13 protein-coding genes are annotated in these 18,916 nt (G+C 65.9%); 7 read left to right on the forward strand and 6 right to left on the reverse strand.

Annotated elements, in window-relative coordinates; translation table 11 throughout:
* Window positions 1–42: 42 nt before the first annotated feature.
* Complete coding sequence (locus B2747_RS11320) at window positions 43–1,011, reverse strand: DUF533 domain-containing protein (RefSeq protein ID WP_291160634.1); 969 nt, start codon at window positions 1,009–1,011, stop codon at window positions 43–45.
* Window positions 1,012–1,138: 127 nt separating this feature from the next.
* Between B2747_RS11320 and B2747_RS11325 the strand changes: the two genes are divergently transcribed.
* A complete protein-coding gene (locus B2747_RS11325) occupies window positions 1,139–1,597 on the forward strand; it encodes a YidB family protein (protein ID WP_291160636.1) in 459 nt (152 codons plus the stop codon).
* Window positions 1,598–1,706: 109 nt separating this feature from the next.
* Here the strand turns inward: B2747_RS11325 and B2747_RS11330 are convergent, their stop codons facing one another.
* Window positions 1,707–2,255, reverse strand: coding sequence for a DUF4397 domain-containing protein (locus B2747_RS11330; protein WP_291160638.1), 549 nt, complete (start codon window positions 2,253–2,255; stop codon window positions 1,707–1,709).
* Window positions 2,256–2,874: 619 nt separating this feature from the next.
* Here B2747_RS11330 and B2747_RS11335 point away from each other — a divergent pair.
* The 6 genes from B2747_RS11335 (at window position 2,875) to B2747_RS11360 (ending at window position 8,236) form a co-directional block, all read left to right on the forward strand.
* Entirely contained in the window at window positions 2,875–3,528 is a 654-nt protein-coding gene (locus tag B2747_RS11335; protein ID WP_291160640.1) for a LuxR C-terminal-related transcriptional regulator, read from the forward strand.
* The gene (locus B2747_RS11340) at window positions 3,518–3,934 is read left to right on the forward strand and encodes a hypothetical protein (RefSeq protein WP_291160643.1); all 417 of its coding nucleotides are present in this window, start codon (window positions 3,518–3,520) and stop codon (window positions 3,932–3,934) included. Before B2747_RS11335 ends, B2747_RS11340 begins: the two co-directional genes overlap by 11 nt.
* Window positions 3,931–5,418 carry an ATPase domain-containing protein gene (locus B2747_RS11345; protein WP_291160646.1) on the forward strand — a complete coding sequence of 496 codons (1,488 nt, stop codon included), beginning with the start codon at window positions 3,931–3,933 and terminating at the stop codon, window positions 5,416–5,418. The genes B2747_RS11340 and B2747_RS11345 overlap by 4 nt, the downstream gene beginning before the upstream one ends.
* A gap of 166 nt (window positions 5,419–5,584) precedes the next feature.
* Entirely contained in the window at window positions 5,585–7,120 is a 1,536-nt protein-coding gene (locus tag B2747_RS11350) for a two-component system sensor histidine kinase NtrB (RefSeq protein WP_291160648.1), read from the forward strand.
* Between the two features lie 130 nt (window positions 7,121–7,250).
* The gene (locus B2747_RS11355) at window positions 7,251–7,415 is read left to right on the forward strand and encodes a hypothetical protein (protein WP_291160650.1); all 165 of its coding nucleotides are present in this window, start codon (window positions 7,251–7,253) and stop codon (window positions 7,413–7,415) included.
* A 20-nt stretch (window positions 7,416–7,435) separates the two neighbouring features.
* Window positions 7,436–8,236, forward strand: a complete 801-nt coding sequence (locus B2747_RS11360) for a carboxypeptidase-like regulatory domain-containing protein (RefSeq protein ID WP_291160653.1) — start codon at window positions 7,436–7,438, stop codon at window positions 8,234–8,236.
* 2,217 nt (window positions 8,237–10,453) lie between these two features.
* Here B2747_RS11360 and B2747_RS11365 read toward each other — a convergent pair.
* From B2747_RS11365 to B2747_RS11380, 4 genes are all read right to left on the reverse strand, one after another.
* Window positions 10,454–14,203, reverse strand: a complete 3,750-nt coding sequence (locus B2747_RS11365) for a DNA polymerase III subunit alpha (RefSeq protein ID WP_291160655.1) — start codon at window positions 14,201–14,203, stop codon at window positions 10,454–10,456.
* An 87-nt stretch (window positions 14,204–14,290) separates the two neighbouring features.
* Window positions 14,291–15,244 carry a sodium:calcium antiporter gene (locus B2747_RS11370; RefSeq protein WP_291160658.1) on the reverse strand — a complete coding sequence of 318 codons (954 nt, stop codon included), beginning with the start codon at window positions 15,242–15,244 and terminating at the stop codon, window positions 14,291–14,293.
* A 42-nt stretch (window positions 15,245–15,286) separates the two neighbouring features.
* Complete coding sequence (locus B2747_RS11375) at window positions 15,287–16,255, reverse strand: universal stress protein (protein ID WP_291160661.1); 969 nt, start codon at window positions 16,253–16,255, stop codon at window positions 15,287–15,289.
* Entirely contained in the window at window positions 16,230–18,872 is a 2,643-nt protein-coding gene (locus tag B2747_RS11380; protein WP_291160664.1) for a cation-translocating P-type ATPase, read from the reverse strand. Before B2747_RS11380 ends, B2747_RS11375 begins: the two co-directional genes overlap by 26 nt.
* Window positions 18,873–18,916 lie beyond the last annotated feature (44 nt).

Here is an 18,916-nt window from a genome sequence, read left to right on the forward strand (position 1 = left end):
CGAGTCGGGGTTAGCGGCCCGCCGTCTTGCGGTGCGCGATAGTCAGATGGTTCGGACCAGGTGACTCAATTGATTGCTGCGCGCCAGATCGCGGATGCGCTGCTCGACCCGCGGGAAGATGGTTTGGGCTTCGTCGGTGAAGCGCGTGAACAGCGCTTTGAGGTCGGCGGTCGAGAGCTGCCGTCCCTGGGCGTAATACTGATCGGCCGCGTGGCCCAGCGCATAAGTGGCGGCAAAGGTCACCGCCATGCCGGAGGCCACGCCCGCGGCCTGGCCTGCGGTGCCGCCCAGCAGACCGCCCAGCGCGCCGCCCAGCAGCCCGCCGGCCAGGCCGCCCAATGAGCGGCGGACCACCTTCTCCAGCACCTGCGCGGCGGCGCCAATGCCGAGTGCGGCGGCAAGGTCTTTCACCTGCGAGGCGTCGAGCGTCTGGCCGTGATGTTGGCCGATGCACTGCACGAGCCGAAGTTGCAGTGGCAGAATGCCGAGGTTGGCGAGGCGATCGGGCAGCAGTTCCAGCGCGGCGGTGAGAATGGCCTGGTCGAGAATGTGCTGGTCGAGTACCGAGGGCGCCGCCGCACCGCTGGTGGTGTTGCTGTCCTGCCCTGACGCCGCCACGGTGCTGACCGCTTCGAGGTCTGGCGCTGCGGCGCGTGCGGCGGGGGCCGTGTCGGCGCCCAGCGTGACGGCCAGTTCGCGCAGGAAGGCGGACTCGCTCGGATTGCGCCAGCCGTTGGCCTGGCAGATGGCAACGGCGGTGTCGTAGGCCAGCTGCCGCGCGGCGGGCGTGGTGAGGTCGGCTGCGAACGTGGCGGGTGTGAGCTCGCCGCGGGTTGCGCGGGCAATGATGGACTCGGTGTCGTCCAGGCCGAGGGCGAGGGCGGCCGTGTTGAGCTGCGCGCGTTCGTCGGGGTCGTGCGAGCCGTCAGCCAGCGCGGCGAGCGTGCCGATGGCCACGATGGCGCGGGCTTCGGCGGGCGCGAGCGCTGGCGGCGTGTTGAAGTCGGTCATGACGGAAGGGAGCGGCGGGAGGTAGCTTGCAGAGGGGCCGTGGCGCAGGCTGCGGCACGGGGCGGCAGGAGAACGTTTGGCTGAGCCCTGAACACTGCATCAAAACACGCAACGAGACGAGGGGACCATGGGACTGTTTGACGGCGCATTGGGTGATGTGGCGGGGTCACTGTTGGGAGGCAAGGGCGGCGACGCGCAGGAATTGGTGGGTGGCCTGCTCAAGCAGTTCGGTGGCCAGGGTGGCGCCAACAACGGATTACTGGCCGCGGCCATGGCGCTGGTGCAGCAGATGGGCGGGCTGGACGGCCTGATTGCCAAGTTCCAGGCGGGTGGTCTGGGCGACGTGGTGCAGAGCTGGGTGGGCACGGGCGCCAACTCGGCATTGAGCGGCGCGCAGCTCGAGCAGGTGCTGGGGCGCGACACGCTGGCCCAGGTGGCGTCACAGGCCGGCATGGCGCCGGCTGAGGCAAGCAGCGGATTGGCGAAGCTGCTGCCGGAGGTGGTGCATCAGCTCACACCCGGTGGCGCGGTGCCGGCCAACAGCGGCGCATTGGTGCAATCGGTATTGGGGATGCTGAAGCGCTGACGCCTTGCCTTTCGGATTCGGTGGAGCGAGGACGCCTCGTGCCCTGCCATGCCCGCATCACCGGTCGGGGCCGGTGATGCGGGCGTCCGTGCCACAGCGTATCGACGGCTCAGCGAATGGCCGTGGCAGGCATCATGGTGTCGACAAATGTGAACCAGGATAGTTGTGTGGCACCACTGAGCACGACCGTGGTGGCGGTTCCGCGCGCCAGGGGCAGTGAGGGCACCGTCAGGAGAACGGGGGCGCTATTGGCCGCGCGCACTTCGAGTGTGACGGTGGCCGGCAGCACGTCCACATAGTTGGCCCCCTCATTGAACTTGAGGTCGGTAAACAACTCGGTGGTGCCGTTCGCAGCGCGGACGTCCAGCATGGGCCCACCGGGCGCCGCGTGGATGACTCGCAGTCGCGCCATACCGCTGTCCGGAATCACTTCGTCATCCAGCACGCGGAGGATGCGCTTGGACATGTTCTCGGACATGAGCACCACGCTGTAGCGATGACCTTCCTGGAGCATTTCGTCGTCCGAGGCGATCGTCGTCGTGTCGCTGAGTGCGACATCGCGCACGTCGAAACGGGCCATGGTGGCGTCGTCCTTTGCGCAGGCGGTCACGGCGACGACGAGGAGGGCGGAGACCGCGAGCCAATGTGTATTGCGCATCTGAATCTCGGCGTAGGGTGTTCGTGGGGAACATTCGGCGTGAACGGCCCACCATGGAGTCTTGTCGCCCCACGATCGGCAGGGAATCGATCAGACGAGTGATCCGGCGGGAACGCCCGCCGAGTTAATGCCGCGTTGCCGCAAAAAACCGCTCTTCGGAGCGATGGAAGAGTGAGCGTGGCCACTCTACACTTCCCCCTGCAGCCCACTCGTCCATGGTCATGGGCGAGACCACGCCGGGGCCGTAGGCCTACGCAAGCAGACGGGACCGCGGCAAATGCACCCAATGCCATTCTCTTCCACGGGCGGGATTCCGCAACACAGCGGACGTGGAGCTGCGCCTTCTCTCTTGACCGGACTTCGCTCATGTTCCATGTGTGGCACACCGTGGTACCCCGCCGGCTCTCGCCCGCCGGCCGATGCGTGACGACGCATGCGATGGCGGGCGTGACGGCGTGTGTGACGAACCCGATGTCGTGCCAGTGGTGGTCCTGACGTGTTGGGCGCTGCCCTGTCTGTGCCGCAGCGTGTCGTCTTCTCCAAGAGAGAACAAGCCATGGGCCCACCGGCTGCCCCCGTTGAGGATCGGCCCCCGCCGGCTTCGACGCATCCGTCTCCCGTGTCGGTTGCCATCATCGATGACAACCGCCTGCTGCGTCGCGGCATGGTGAAGGTGCTGGCCTCGCAACCGGAGTACCGGGTCACCTGTGATGCGAGTGGCGTGGACGAAGCGCTCATCGGCCTCGCGCGTAACGCGCCCCGGTTGGTGCTGCTGGACGTGGGCCTCGCGGATGAAGACAGTGTGGAGTCCTGCGCGCGCCTGACCACGACCATCCCCTCGTCGCGTGTCATTGTCATGGGCATCGATGCCCCGCCTGAGGATTTGGCCGCCTTCATACGGGCGGGGGCCGTGGGTTTCCTCATGAAGGCGGCAACACTCGACGAAATGCTGGAGACCATGCGGCGGGTCGCGGGCGGACAGGACGCCCTGCCGAGCGCTCTCACGCACTCGCTGTTTACGCAGATCATTCAGGATGCCGGTCGCGAGAATCGGGCCATGATGGAGGACGACGTCCGGCTGACCGTGCGCGAGCGGGAGATCATGAGCCTGCTGGGTATCGGATTGAGCAACAAGGAGATTGCGGCGCGTCTCTACATTGCCGTGCACACGGTCAAGAGTCACGTGCACAACATTCTGGAGAAGCTGTCCCTGCGCTCTCGTCTGGAAATTGCGGCGTACTCACGCGGTGGAGAGCGTCAGCATGAACGCTGACGACGCCCGCGCATTGATCGTCGCGCATCGTGTGTGGCACGCTGCGGCTCGGGCTGCATCACCGGGCCAGCCGGCTGGCAAGACGGCCGACGTGGTGCTCACGGCGCTCGAGTCCGGCCTGCGGCGCTGGGTCGGCGCCGAGGGCTATGCGGCGCTGCTCAATCGCTGTGTGAGCGACACGCAGCAGCGGCATCCGGTGTTGCAGGCGTTCCCCGAGTTTGCGGAACTCGATCCGGACCTGGCGCCCGATGCGCTGCACGCGGCGGTGGTCGCGCTGCTCGAGTGCATGATGCATGAACTCAGTGAAGTGGTCGGATGGGAACTTGGCATCCGGCTGCTGGAACTGAGTGTAGCGCCGCTGTTTCGTGGTCTTCCATCCGCTGAATCGCAGGAGGCCGTATCATGAGCCGCACCGCAACACAGGACGGGTCACCGGGTGTGGCCATGGCGCTGTTGCCAACCGGCGTCCCCGGACTGGATGACATTCTGGGCGGTGGCCTGCCGGCGTTCTCCTTCTCGCTGATTGCTGGTGGTCCCGGCAGCGGGAAGACCACGATGGCCATGCAGATGCTGTTTGCCACGTCCACGGTCGAGCGGCCCGGTCTGTTCATCACGCTGCTCGGCGAAACATCGCTCAAACTACTGCGCTACCAGCAGACCTTCGACTTCTTCGACGTCAGCGCCATCGGCACGCGGGTGCATCTGCTCAATCTCAGCGAGGAAGCGCTGGACGGCGATCTGGATGCGGTGCTGGCGCGTATCGTGCACGACGTGACGGCGCTGCGTCCCGGCATGGTGGTGGTGGATTCCTTCCGCTCCCTGGTGCAGAGCTATCGCTCGGATGACCGGCTCTCTCGTGTGGCCGGCTTTGTGCAACGGCTTGCTCTGCACCTGACCACCTGGCACATCACGTCGGTGCTCATCGGCGAATCGCATCAGCTGGAGGCGGCCGATCCCGTCTACACGGTGGCAGATGGCATTCTGCTGCTGAGTCAGGACGTGGAGCGCAATTCGATCGTGCGGAAGCTCCAAGTGGTCAAAGCGCGCGGTCTTCGTCACCTGCCGGGCTTGCACACGCTGCGCATCACCGAAGAGGGCATACGGGCCTTCCCCCGCGCGCCGGTGCGTCTCGATCTGCATTTGCCCGCGACGTCGCACCGACTGTCCTCGGGCATCCCAGCCCTCGACGCCATCATGGGGGGCGGCATTCCGGTGGGAGACTCGCTTGTGCTCACCGGTCCGACCGGGTCGGGCAAGACGACCTTCGCCATGCAGTTCGTGCGGGCCGGTCTCGCCGCAGGGGAGACGGCCGTCGTCGCGATCTTTGAAGAACGACCCGAGGTGTATCTGGCACGCGCCGACCGATTCGGGCCGGAAATCCGTGACGCGGTGGCCGCTGATCGTCTGCGCGTCATCTATCTTCGCCCGCTCGATCTGTCGGTGGACGAAACGCTGCAGGAGATTCGCGATGCTGTGCAGACACTGAGCGCCGTGCGGGTGGTCATTGACTCCATCAATGGATTCGAGATGGCCCTCGCGCCCACGTTCCGCGCCGACTTTCGCGAATCGCTGTATCGACTCATCGGGGCGCTCACGCGGCTTGGCGTGACGATCTACTCGACGGTCGAGACGGAAGCGCTGCATGGTGGCACGCTGACGGGATACCACGTGTCGTTCCTGACGGACATCATCATCAGCCAGCGCTATCTCGAAATGGAGGGTGCGCTTCGCAAGGCATTGCTGGTGGTGAAAATGCGCGGAAGTGACCACAGTCGCGCGTTCCGCCTGTATGAGTTGTCGTCGTCGGGTGTCGACGTCGGTTCCACGCTCACGGCCTTTGATGCCGTGTCCGGTGGGCATCCGATGCGAGCGCTGCGGAGCGCGCCGTAGCGCCGTGATGGCACATGGAGGGCCCGAACGGCGAGAACCCATCCTCCGAGCGATGGTTCGATGGGAGGGTCAGCCGCCATGTTCATGACACGGGCCACCATCACTCGCGCCAGCTGAAGGTGGCGTATTTCGAATGGAGGGAAGGATGACACCGAAGGCGTACGCTGTGCCTGGAAATCGCGGCACGGCCATGTCCATGGACCCGATGCTGGCGACCGATGCGTCATCGGGTGTGGTGATGCACAACGGTCGAGTGTTCGTGGACGTCAATGCGGAAGCTCTGCGTCTGCTTGGGGCCACACATCGCGCACAAGTCATCGGCCAGCCGGTGCGGGCGACGCTCGAACGGCCGTACCTCAAGTCCGTGGCGCACCAACTGCTGCACGGCCGACCGGTCGATGGACGGCCACCTTTCGTGCGCGAGCCGGTGTACGGCTTCGATGGCCTCGTGCGTGTGGTGGAATCGCATGCCCAGCTCGTGCAGCGCGACGGCGTCGTCCTGGCCGTCCTGGTGTTTCGGGACATCGCGGATCGGCTACAGGCCGAGGGGCGTGCGCATGATGAGGCGCTGCACGCGCTGGAACTGCGGCACCTGCGCCGCACGCGTGACCTGGCGGGTGGCGTGGCCCATGAGCTCAACAACACACTGCAGGTCATCGTCGGGTACGCGAGTATGCTGGCGGAGCAGTCGCCCGAGTCCGAGCAACGACTCGACGCCGAGGCCGTGCTGGCAGCGGCCTCACGGGGCGCTCTCATTGTGCAACGTCTGCTGCAGTACGCGCAGGGCGCACCGCACGCCGCCCGCCCGTCGAATCTGTGCGAGATGGCGGAACAGGCAGCGGAACGTTTTGCGTCGGGCACCGTCGAGGTGCGGGCCGCGCGTCCTGCCATGGCCATCATGCTCGATCCGCGCCAACTGCAAATCATGCTTGATATCCTTCTGTCCAATGCAACGCGTGCTACGCGACGGGGCGGGCGCGTGCGTATTGACGTGCAGGAGGCGGTGAGCGGCGGCGGTCAAACGGCCTGCGATGGTCGGGACATGCCCCGCGGGCGCTACGCGGTGTTGACTGTCACGGATACGGGCATCGGCATGCCGATGCCGGTTCAGGCGCAGGTCGGTGTGCCGTTCATGTCGCGCTGGCCGGTCGGCGACGGCGCCGGGTTGGGTCTGTCGGCGGTGCTCGGCATGGTCGCACAGCACGGCGGATTCCTCACCTTCAGCAGCCGTGAGGCACAGGGGTCGAGCTTCCGGCTGTGGTTTCCGTTACCCACGGCCATGCGACGCCTGGCACCCACAGACGTCAAGCAGGACGTGGTGGTCGTGGAGCATGATGCGGCGCAGCGTGATGCCCTGGCCCGTACGTTGGAGCGGGCCGGCTACACCGTGCGGGCGTGTCGTTCGGGTGAGGAGGTGCTGGCGTCGATGCGACATGGCGCGCCTCCGGCGGTGCTGCTCTGCAGTGCGCACTTGCCAGGCGGCGGCGCTGCGAAGGTGCTGCAGCAGCTCGCGGTGGCGTGGTCGCATGTCCCCGTGCTCGTGCTGGGGACCTATGGCGCGACGCTGGCGACCTCGTCGGAGAGCCCGTTGGCCGCCGTGCCTTCGCGCGACGGCGCCCCTGTACGCTGGTTGCGCGGCCCCGCACCGGATTCGGTGTTGCTGATGCATGTGCAGGATCTGCTGCTGGCGTCGGAGTCCTGACACGCTCACGCAGTGCCCGCGCGGACGTGGTCCATTCTCGCTAGAATAGCTGGAGCCTGTTGCAGCGTGGCCCAAGTCGCCGTGCTGATCTGGCGCATGGCATGGTGGCTGGCCGAAACGACGGGGCAATATGGGACTAATCGACGGCGCATTGGGTGAGGTGGCGGGCTCACGGCTGGACCGCAAGGGTGGCGATGCACATGAACTGGTGTACACCGGTGCCAGCGCGGCGCTGAGCAGTGCGCAGCCTGCGCAGGTGATCGAACTGGGTACTCTGGCGCAGGTGGTGGTGTGAGCGCGCGAGGGAACGCTGCGATGATGTGGCCATGTGTCCTGGTGTGTGGTGGTCTTCTTGTGGGATCGGCGTCGATGGTTGGCGCGCAGAATCAAGAGGCCGCCCGCGGAACACTTGTTGGTGTTGTGCTCGACGCTGACGGGCGCGGCCTTGGCGACGTCGATGTGATAATGGGTCAGGACGAGCGTCGCACACGGAGTGATTCGTTGGGGCGATTCCTGCTTCGTGATTTGCCGGTTGGCCGCGCCACATTGCGCGTACGTCGCATAGGATACCGGCCGTTGGAGCAACGAATTGCGGTGCGTGCCGGGGAGCAGGATGTTGTCGTGGAGCTATTGCGTTACGCGCAGGCGATGGACACCGTGCGGGTCTTCGATCAGCACGCATGTGACCCGACGTCGCTGGCGGGTTTTGAATGTCGTCGGCGTGCCGGCGTGGGCTACTTCCGCGATGCGGGCGAGATACGTGCCCTGCGCGCCACTGATATGGCCGACCTGTTTGACGGCGTGCCGGGGATTCGTCGGCAGTTTGAACGGGACGGACCGCATGGCGGCGAGTTTCTTCCAGTGCCAGTGACCAGCCGCTGCATGGTGCGACTGTGGAACGGGCAGCCCGAAATGGAGCGTGGTGCATCGCTGGGCAAAGGCGACGTTACGTGGAAGCCAGATCGCATCTGGCGGCCACAGGACATCGTCGCACTTGAGGTCTACGATGTGTATGCCAAGGTGCCCGAGCGATACCGCGGCGCAGCGTGGCCGGCGGACTCGCCGCAGCCCTGCGTGCTGGTGATCTATTGGACGCGGGGCGCGGCCAAGCGGTAGAGGGCGTTGCTGCTATACAGCGCTATGGTGCGCTCGGTGTCATCGCGATGGTGACTTCAAGTGGTCTGATATCGCCGCACCGCCTATTGCGGGTGACCGTCAGGTCGGTCCGCGTCGTGGCAGCATAGCCCGGCGCTTCTACCTGTACGGTATATGTACCGGAGCGTTCAGAGGCTCCAAGGTAGAGTCGCTCGTTCGGCCGAGAGTAGTCGATTGTGAGTATTTCGGTGTATGCCCCTTCCGTTGCCGTGACGGTTGCCATCTGCTCGAGAGATCTTTGGGTTCTCGCGTCAACCACACGGATCCGGAGACCATGCAATGCAGCGCCTCCACAATCGCCGTTGCTGCAACCGCCGAGCCAGATTGTCAGGGCGGCCACTGCCAGGGCGCGATTCAGGCGATTGCCACGTAGTACGACGGATTGATTCATGGGGGGAAGTCTTCGGGATTGGATGGGTCACTCCAGGATCCACTCGGTAATGTACCGCGACACCCGACAGCGCGTCGCGAATTCGACTCCTTCATGCTCTGCAGATTGCATGGCTGTCACGCCATCTGCGCGCCGTAGGCGCGCTGATTGTCACGTCAGCGCAGTTCGATTCATTCATGGGCGTCAAAGTGGGACCAGTGGCGTGACGTGGAGCACGGTTTGAAGGAAAGGTGACAGACGTGGATCCGCTTGATGCTGTACTGGGATTGCAGTTGGACGGTGCCACGATTACTCGTTACAGTATTCAGCGCCGCCTGACGATGCTCGCAATGTCTCTCTCGGCATTGCTTCTGCACGAGGATATGAACGTGAAATCACATGTTGGCTGGCTGGTCTCGTCTTCGAAATGGCGATCAGCGGATCTCTGTTCGATCTCGTCGACAGTTCAAGTACCTACGACTGGACTTCCGGGGATGACGATACCGTTTCCATCTCTGGTGCAACGCTGCTCGGTATCCTGAGAAGCTGCCGCTTCCACACTCCCAGTCGAACGCAGGTGTCTCGATCGGGCGAATTGGTGTATTGCTTGGACGGGACGCTGACTTCTGCGAGTTCGGCGCCCGTCGCGTACCAGTCCAGTTTCGCCACCTACTTGTCTCTCACCTACGATTTCTCGGTGACGCTGCCAAGTCTCACGGATGTCCGCGCGCTCTGGCGGAAGAACCTCTACAATCTCTAGGAGGGAGACTGGATCGTGCGTTATCTCATCCTTGGTCTGTTCGCACTGGCGGGCCTGGCCTGCTCCAAAACGGATCCGGTTGGCGGCGAAGGATTTATTTGGCCGCCAATGGCTGCGGTTGAAGGGCGCGTAGTTTCACAATCTGGCGCGGGGATCGGGAACGCCACGATTACAGTGACCGCGCTGCGCGAGAGGCCGGTACTTGACATACAGGTTGGAATAGCGGCTGACACTGACGGGTATTTCAAGTTCCTCGTTCAAGCACCCGGCGACTTCTCAGTGCCAAGCATTGACACCGCGAGTGTGCAGCTTGCAACGCAGCGTCCCGGTGCCAACTCCGCTGCGCAGATCGATACGGTGTTGCTGCGATTCAGTCCCAGGATTGCTGGTGTACCGTCGCCAGTGGTGAACAGACTCGACGTAAGGTGGCGAGGGCAGTAAGCCGTGTCTGTTCAGGTCAACGCGGCGAACTCTGATCTCCGGACGGTGATCAACGTTACCCCGTTCGACGTCAACCCGTGCACTCGACGTGGAGTGCACGGTCTCACGGGCGTGCGCGCTCTCTGGCGGAAGAACTTCTACAACCTCTAGAAGGAGAGTGGGTTGTGCATTACCTCATCCTTGGCCTGTTCGCACTGGTGGGCATGGCCTGCTCCAAGCAAGATCCAGTCGACGGCGAAGGATTCATTTGGCCGCCAATGGCTACGGTCGAAGGGCGCGTAGTTTCACAGTCTGGCGTGGGTATCGGGAACGCCACAATTACAGTGACCGCACTGCGCGAACGACCGATACTCAGTGTGGGAGTCCCTGTCACAGCTGACGCTAACGGGTATTTCAAGTTCTCTGCTGAACTACTTGGAGACTTCTCAGTGCCCAGCATAGACACCGCAAGTGTGCAGCTTGCAACGCAGCGTCCCGGTGCCAATCCGAGTTCGCAGATCGATACGGTGTTGCTGCGATTCAGCCAGAGGGGTACTGGCTTGCCATCGCCAGCGGTGAACAGGTTCGATCTGAGGTGGCGAGGGCAGTAAGCCGCGATCTCAGTGGGTCACCGGTAGTTGTGCCCCTTCACATGCTGCTCGCCACCACCCAGTTCGAGGGCCTTGAACTGCTTGGCGCGCACGTTGACCACATGCTGCTCCACCTGCAGCGTGCCGCGAATGAGCAGCAGGGGTGAGGTGGAGATGAGCAGCGCATGCTGCTCGAAGCGGTCGGGTGTGACAATCACGTTGATCATGCCGGTTTCGTCTTCGAGGGTGAGAAACACGAAGCCCTTGGCGGTGCCGGGCCGCTGTCGGCAAATGACGAGACCGGCCACGGCCACAGGCTGACCATCCCGGCCGTCGGTCTGTGTCTGCTGCGCGGTGTACACGCCGTTGCGCGCGAGATGCGCGCGCACATGCACCATGGGATGGCCGGCCAGCGACAGGCCGGTCATGCGATAGTCGGCTTCGGTGAGTTCGACCGGCGTGAAGGCCGGCACGGCCGCCGGGGCGGCGTGCTGCGTACGCGGGGCCAGGGGCAGCTCGGGAGCACGCGTGGCGGCCATGACGTCCCAGAGCGCCACGCGGCGGCGACGCGCGGGCGGCTCGTGGGCGTAGAGACCGTCAAAGGCACCGGCTTCGGCGAGACGACGCCAGGCGGCGCGGTCGAGCGTGACGCGACGCACGGCGTCGGCGAGATCGACAAAGGGCCCGTCGCGCAATGCGGCTTCGAGATTGCGGCGGGCCTTGGCGCCGAGGCCGCGGACGAGGCGGAGGCCGAGGCGGACGGCAACGGGTGGCGGTGCTGTGGCCGAGGGCCTGTCAGCTTTGCGCTCTGAGTTGAAGTTGCTGAGTGCTGAGTTCTTTTCGGCGTTGTTGGGGGTGCTGCGCCAACGCACAATGCCGTCGTTGGGGATGAGGCTGCGGCCATCGGCGAGCTCGAGGCTGTGGTCCCATACGCTGCGCGTGAGATCGATGGGCAGGACCTGCACCCCATGACGTTTGGCGTCTTCGATGAGCGTGCCCGGCGCGTAGAACCCCATGGGCTGCGCGTTGAGAATGGCGCAGAGATACTCGGGCGCGTAGTAGTGACGCAGCCAGGCGGTGGCGTACACGATGAGCGCAAAACTCGCTGCGTGGCTTTCGGGAAAACCGTAGTCGGCAAAGGCGTTGATCTGATTGTAAATGCGCAGTCCCGTTTCTTCGGGAATGCCGTTGCGCGCCATGCCGGCAATGAGTTCTTCGCAAATGGCGGCCATGCGCTCGCGCGAACGCTTGTGACCCATGGCGCGGCGCAGCTGATCGGCCTGCGTGGGCGTGAAGCCCGCCGCCGTGATGGCCACCTGCATGCCCTGCTCCTGAAACAGCGGCACGCCCAGCGTGCGCCGCAGCACCGGCTCGAGCGAGGGGTGCGGGTACACGATGGGTTCCTGTCCGGCGCGCCGGCGCAGATAGGGATGCACCATCTCGCCCTGAATGGGGCCGGGCCGAATGAGGGCCACTTCCACCACGAGGTCGTAGAAACAGCGCGGCCGGAGACGCGGCAGCGTGTTCATCTGCGCACGGCTTTCGATCTGAAACAGGCCCACCGTGTCGGCGCGGCACATGACGTCGTACACGGCCGGATCGCTCATGTCGAGTTGCCCGAGGTCCACGTTCACACCACGCGTGTGCCGGATGTAGAGCAGACAATCCTGCACCACGGTGAGCATGCCGAGTCCGAGCAGGTCGATTTTCACGAGGCCCACCGGGTCGAGATCGTCCTTCTCCCATTGCACGACGGTGCGACCCGGCATGGACGCGGGCTCGAGGGGCACGATGGAGCCAAGGGGTTCCTCCGCGAGAATGAAGCCGCCCACGTGAATGGAGCGGTGACGCGGTAGTTCGTGCAGGCCGTCCACGACGTGCGCGAGTTGCTGCACCCGCGGGTCGTTGGCGTCGAGACCGGCGCGCTCGAGCATCGCGCGCCCGGTGATGCCCTCGCGTGAGCCGGTGGTGCGATTGCGACCGTGTTCGTGTGCGTGTGCGTGTTCGTGTGCGTGTTTGGCGGCGGGTTCCTCGCCTCCAGCCATCTGCTGATCAGCACCCTTGTCGGCTCCCTTGGCCAGCGGGCCAAGCGCTTCACGCGCATCACCGGCCAGCTTGCGCTCCACGCGGGTGTCCATGAGTTGCTGCCAGGTGGCGTCGCGTGCGCTGATGGTACGCGGTGCACGCTGTGCGTTGGGCGAGCCATGGGGTTCGTAACTCGCGCCGGGCACCGGACGGTCGGAGGCCGTGAGCGGGCGACGGGGCGCGGGTGGTTTCGCGTCCGTTTCCTTGGCGGTCAGCTCATTGGCCGTGGTCGCGTCGTCCACCACACGCAGTGCGTTGGCCGTACTGCGCGCGCTGAAGCGATCACTGAGTGCCGCGAGCACATCGGCCTGCTGCGTGGAGAAGCCCAGCACGCGGGCAGCGTCACGCACCGCGCTGCGCCCGCGCCAGGTGATTTGTTCACACACCATGGCCGCGTGCTCGCGCCCGTAGCGATTGTACACGTACTGCAGCACGCGCTCACGATCGCGGTGCGCAAAATCGATGTCGATGTCGGGCGGCTCCTGACGGTTCTCACTGAGGAAGCGCTCAAACAGCAGCCCCATGCGCACGGGGTCGACGGCGGTGATGCCAAGGCAGTAGCACACGGCGGAGTTGGCGGCCGAGCCCCGGCCCTGGCAGAGAATGCCTTCACGTCGCGCGAAGCGCACGATGTCCCACACGATGAGGAAGTAGCCCGCGAGGTCGAGCTTGCGGATCATGCCCAGTTCGTGCGCCAGTTGCCGCTCGTGTTTGGGCGTGCGCTCTGTGCCCCAGCGTTCGTGCGCGCCGTGCTCCACGAGACGCGTGAGATACTCCTGCGCCGTGACACCCGGTGGCAGCGGAAAGGCGGGCATGCTGGGCCTCAGCTGCTCGAGACGAAACGCGCAGCGCTCGGCAATGCTCAGCGTGGCGCGCACGCCCTCTTCGGCACCACGCCAGCGCCGGTACACCAGCGCCGGTGCCTTGAGCGCCCACTCGGCGTTGGGACGCAGACGTGTGCCCATGCTGTCGAGCGTGCGACCATGGCGCAGAGCCCCCAGCACGTCGTGCACGATGCGGGCGTCGGGGGTGGCGTAGTGCACGTTGTTGGTGACCACCCAGGGCACACCGAGTCGCGCGGCGAGTGGCCGCAGCTGCTGCACGAGCGCGCGTTCTTCGGGCAGTCGGTGATCCCAGCACTCGATGGCGAGATGCTCACCAAACACATCACGCAATTCGGTGGCGGCCGTCCAGGCATCCTGTTCGCGTCCCTCGGCCAGCAGTTGCGGAATCCATCCGTTGGGGCAGCCGCTGAGTGCCGTGACTCCCTGCGTGTGGCGTGTGACCAGCGCCCAGGGCACCGAGGGCCGCCCACGTTCACTGTCCATGCGCGCGCGGGTGATGAGCGAGGCGATGTTGCGATAGCCCTCCCGTGTTTCGGCCAGCAGCACAAGATGGGTGCGGCGCTCGCCCACACTGCGCCCCTGCGCGCGGGCCGCGCCCAGTTCGGGCATGCGCACGGTGAGTTCGGCGCCCAGGATGCCGCCAATGCCGGCCGCCGCGCAGGCGGTGCCGAAGCGCACCACGCCACCCAGATCGTCGTGGTCCGTGAGGGCGAGGGCCGGGTAGCCCAGTTCGGCCGCCCGCTCGGCCAGCGCCTCCGGCAGGGACGCCCCGTCGAGCAGGGAGAGCGCCGAGTGGCAGTGCAGTTCGGCGTACTGGCGGACAGGTCGCGCCGGAGTCGAGCGGGAGGCGGGGCGCATAGCAGACACTCAAAGATACCGAATAAATGCCGAACATTCAAGGTTTCCTGGTCACCCCGGCGAAGACCGGCACGCCCGTCCCGCCTGTCAGCGCATCAACAACCACACCCCCACACCGTACAGCAACAGCAGCGCCGCCCCGCCGCCCCGCGAGACGGCCGCCGGGCGCTGCGGTCCAAGTACGGTGAGCACCACCCCTACGGCCATGAGCGCCACCGCCATCAGCGCAGTCAACAGATGCGACGCGTCCGCCACACTCAGCAGCGCGCCGGGTGGATGCAGCGGATCCAGTGCGGCAAATACGAGCATGTTCACGGCGTTGCTGCCGAAGAGATTGCCGATGGCCAGGTCATAGGCCTTGAGTCGCACGGCCGCCAACGATGTCACGAGTTCCGGCAGCGAGGTGCTGAGCCCCACCAGCACGGTGCCCACCACCGTCGCCCCCAGTCCCGACTGCTCGGCCAGCACATGTGCCAGGCGCGCGAAGTGTGGCGCGACCAGCACGATGGTCAGCGCACTGGCCAGCAAGCCGGCCACTGCGCGCGGCATGGACATGGCCCCCACCAGATCGCGATGACTGTCCGGCAGCGGCCGATCCTGATTGATGCGATAGGCCACGACGGATACCAGCACATAGACCAGCAGTATGAGCAGCGAGCCGATCCCCACACCCAGCACGCGCAGGGACGGACGAACAATGAGTGTGATGGCGACCAAAATGGTGAGCAGGATACCGAGGGCGGCGTTGAGACTGTGGGTTCGTGAGGCGCCACCAAACAGCGCCCGTCCGCCGGGCGACAGAGTCACGATGCCGAGCAGGAGCATGTTGGCCATGCTGCTGCCGAGCAGATCGCCCACCGCAAGGTCCACCACGCCGAGTCGCACGGCGGCGACGTCGGTGACTATCTCCGGCAGCGATGTGGCCAGGGCCAACAGCACGGAGCCGACCCACACACCACTCAGCTTCGTGCGGTCGGCAATGGTGTCGCCCGTGCGCGCCAGGACCACACCGCAGGCCACAATGACCATTGCCGTGGCCATGAACTGTAGAACGAGCGTGCCGGTTGACAATGTAAGGGCCGCTCAGCGTGCGAGTCGGTACAGCAGGACGGGCACGGTCGCGCTGCGCAGCACCTTGTCGGCCACGCTGCCAAGCAGGCTGCGGCCGAGCGGCCCGCGCGCGTGGGTGGCCAGCGCAATGAGACCGGCGTCGCACTGCGTCGCGTGTTCGACGATCAATGTGGCGATGTCCATACCCACCGGAACTCGCAGTTCGCAGGCCACTCCCGTAGCGCGCAGCGTCGTGGCGTGTTCGGCCAGATAGCTGGCGGCGCGATGTTCCTGTTCGGCGAGGTCGCGCTCGTATGTGCTGGCCGTGGCGATGCGCCGCAACATGGGATGCAGGGGACTGGCTACGCGCGTCAGCACATAGTGTGGGCTGTCCCCCAGCAAGGTCCGTACCGGTGCCATGACGTCGTCCGCCGCCCTGGTGCCGTCGAAGGTGACCATGACGCGCGAGAGTGCCGGGCGATGGGTCTGCAGCGATGTAGCGATGGACTGCGCGGCTGGTGCAGGGGCGTCCAGTCCGCCCTGCTCCAGATCAGGCGATCGCACGATCAACACTGGGACATGGCACAGACGCAGCAGCACATCGGCCACTGAGCCAAGCCAGAGGCGCGAGGCGCCGCCGCGACCGTGCGTGGTGAGGACGAGCGCGACTGCGCCCGTGTCGTGGACGTGCGCGGCCAGGGTGGCGGCGGGTGTGCCGTCCAACACCATGATTGACACCTCGAGATCTGGGACCTGCGCGGCAATGCCGTCGCGAACCGCAGCGAGATAGTCTCGAGCCGAAGCACGAAGCGTCACTTGCTGCTCGGCGCGCCACGACGCATCAGGAACCGGGGCACCCGACACGGCCCGCACGTCGACGGCTGGCGGAACGACCGTCACGATGTCGAGTGCGAACCCGCGTGCGGTGGCGAGTTCGGTCGCGAACGGAACGGCCGCTTCGGCCTCGAGCGATCCATCAAGAGCGAGGAGTAACGTCGGCATACCAGCCTCGGGTTCGGATGAAAACCTTCTCGATTTCGACGGCGACGTACACGACGGATGCGACGCCCACGCACAGCCCCCACTCCGCCAGGCTGAGTGGCGCAATGCGGAAGAGCTGCGCCAGGGCCGGCGTGTGGGTGATGGCCACCTGCAGCACGAAGGTCAGCAGCACGGCACCCAGCAGCAGCGGATTGCTGAACGGCCCAATGCGCCAAAGCGGATGGCGCTCGGAGCGTACGGCCAGCACATGTGCGAGTTGCGAGAGGGTGAGCACAGTGAAGGTGAGCGTCTGCCAGCGGGCATTGTTCTGTCGCAGCGCCCAGGCCTGCGTGCCCAGGGCAAGACCCGCCATGAGCAGTCCCACCCACACCGCGTGCTGCCAGAGCCCGTGGGCAAAGATGCTTTCCGACGGCGGGCGGGGCGGGCGCTGCATGACGTCGGGCTCCGCGCGTTCCGCCGTGAGGGCGAGCCCCGGTAATCCGTCGGTCACGAGGTTCATCCACAGGATGTGCATGGGCAAGAGCGGCAGCGGCAATCCCAGCAGCGGCGCGAGAAACAGCGTCCAGATCTCACCGCTGTTGGTGGACAGCACGAAGCGCACGAAGCGGCGGATGTTGTCGTAGATGCGACGGCCTTCGCGCACCGCACGCACGATGGTGGCGAAGTTGTCGTCGAGCAGCACCATGTGCGCGGCCTCGCGCGCCACATCGGTGCCGCCACGCCCCATGGCCACACCGATGTTCGCCTGCCGGAGGGCGGGCGCATCGTTGACACCGTCGCCCGTCATGGCCGCATACTCACCACGCGCCTGCAGGGCCTGCACGATGCGCAGCTTGTCCTCCGGCGCGACGCGCGCAAACACGCGCGTATCGGCGAGGGCCACGCGCAGGGCCCCGTCGTCCATGCCGGCCACCTCGCGACCGCTCAGCACCGGCGCTGTGCTGTCAATACCAACCCGCGCCGCAATGGCGCGCGCGGTGGCGGGGTGATCGCCGGTGATCATGACCACCTGAATGCCGGCGCTGCGGCACTGCGCCACCGCCTGGGCCGCTTCCTCGCGCGGCGGGTCGAGCAGCCCCACGAGCGCGAGGAGTGTGAAGTGGCGCTCCAGCGTGTTTGCATCGAGTGCGGAACCGGCGACGTGGTCGGTGTCGCCGGGGGGCAGCGAACGAACTGCCACCGCCAGCACGCGCAGTCCCTCGGCCGCCATGGTCTCCGCTTCCTGCATGGCCTCGGCGGCGTGCGCCGATGCCTGGCAACGTGGCAGGACCTGCTCCGGTGCGCCCTTCATGCAGGCCACGAGCGTGTCACCATGTGCGTGCACGGTGGTCATGCGTGCGCGCTCTGACGTGAAGGGGATCTCGTTCACGCGCGGCCAACATTGCCGCAGTGTGGCGAGGTCCACACCGTGCGACAGCGCGTGCTGCAACAGCGCGGTTTCGGTGGGATCGCCAAGCAGGCTGCCGTCGGGTTGTGGTGTGGCATCGTTGCAGAGGACCACGGCCTCGGCCAGCGACAGTACCGGCGCACCTTCTGTTGCGGCGTCACTCGCCTCGTGCTCATTGATGGCGCGCACGCGATCTACCTGCATGCGGTTCTGCGTGAGTGTGCCGGTCTTGTCGGTGCAGATGAAGGTCACCGAGCCCAGGGTCTCGACCGCTGGCAGTCGGCGGATGAGGGCCTGCTGCCGCACCATGCGACGGGCGCCGAGTGCAAGGGCCACCGTGATCACGGCCGGCAGTGCTTCGGGAATGGCCGCCACGGCAAGACTGAGTGCGGTCATGAACATGAGTCCCGCGTCTTCTCCGCGCAGCAGCCCCGCGGCAAAGATCACGGCGCAGAGCCCCAGCACCAGCACCGCGAGGCGGCGTCCGAAGGCGGCGAGGCGCAATTGCAGCGGTGAGCGCGGGTCCTGCTGCGCCCCCAGCATCGCCGCAATGCGTCCAAGCTCGGTGCGCATGCCGGTGGTCACCACCACACCTTCCGCGCGACCGGCCGTCACGGTGGTGCCCTTGTAGGCAAGATTGCGGCGATCGCCCAGTGGCAACTCGGCGTCGTCGAGTGCGGCGGTGTGCTTCTCCACCGCCAGCGATTCGCCGGTGAGCGCCGATTCATCCACGGCGAGACGCTGGATGTGCAGCAGCCGCAGGTCGGCGGGCACCACGTTGCCGGCTTCGAGCAGCACCAGATCGCCGGGCACGAGGCGGTGGGCGGCAATGCTCTGTTCGCGGCCCGCTCGCCGGACCCGCGCGCTGGGCGCGGCCATCTGTCCAAGCGCGGCCAATGCCTGCTCCGCGCGATACTCCTGCACAAAACCCAACACCGCATTCAGCAGCACAATGGCCACGATGGCGAGCGTGTCTTCGGCTTCGCCCACCAGCATGGCGACAAGGGCTGCGCCGATCAGCACGAGCACCATCACGTCGCCAAACTGTGCAAGCAGCATGCGCAACGCACTGCGGCGCGCCGCGGTCACGAGCAGGTTGTCACCGTACTGCGCGCGGCGCGTCTCGGCCTCGTGGTCCGTAAGGCCGTCGGCGCGCGAGTCGATCAGGCGCAGGACCGACTCCGGGGTCTGCTGATGCCAGGTTGGCGGTGGCAGGTCGTGGATGGCCATGGTCGGACTATGCGTCGGTGTTGTCGACTTGGCCAGCATAGTGG

The organism is Gemmatimonas sp. UBA7669 (assembly GCF_002483225.1).
Taxonomy (GTDB): Bacteria; Gemmatimonadota; Gemmatimonadetes; order Gemmatimonadales; family Gemmatimonadaceae; genus Gemmatimonas.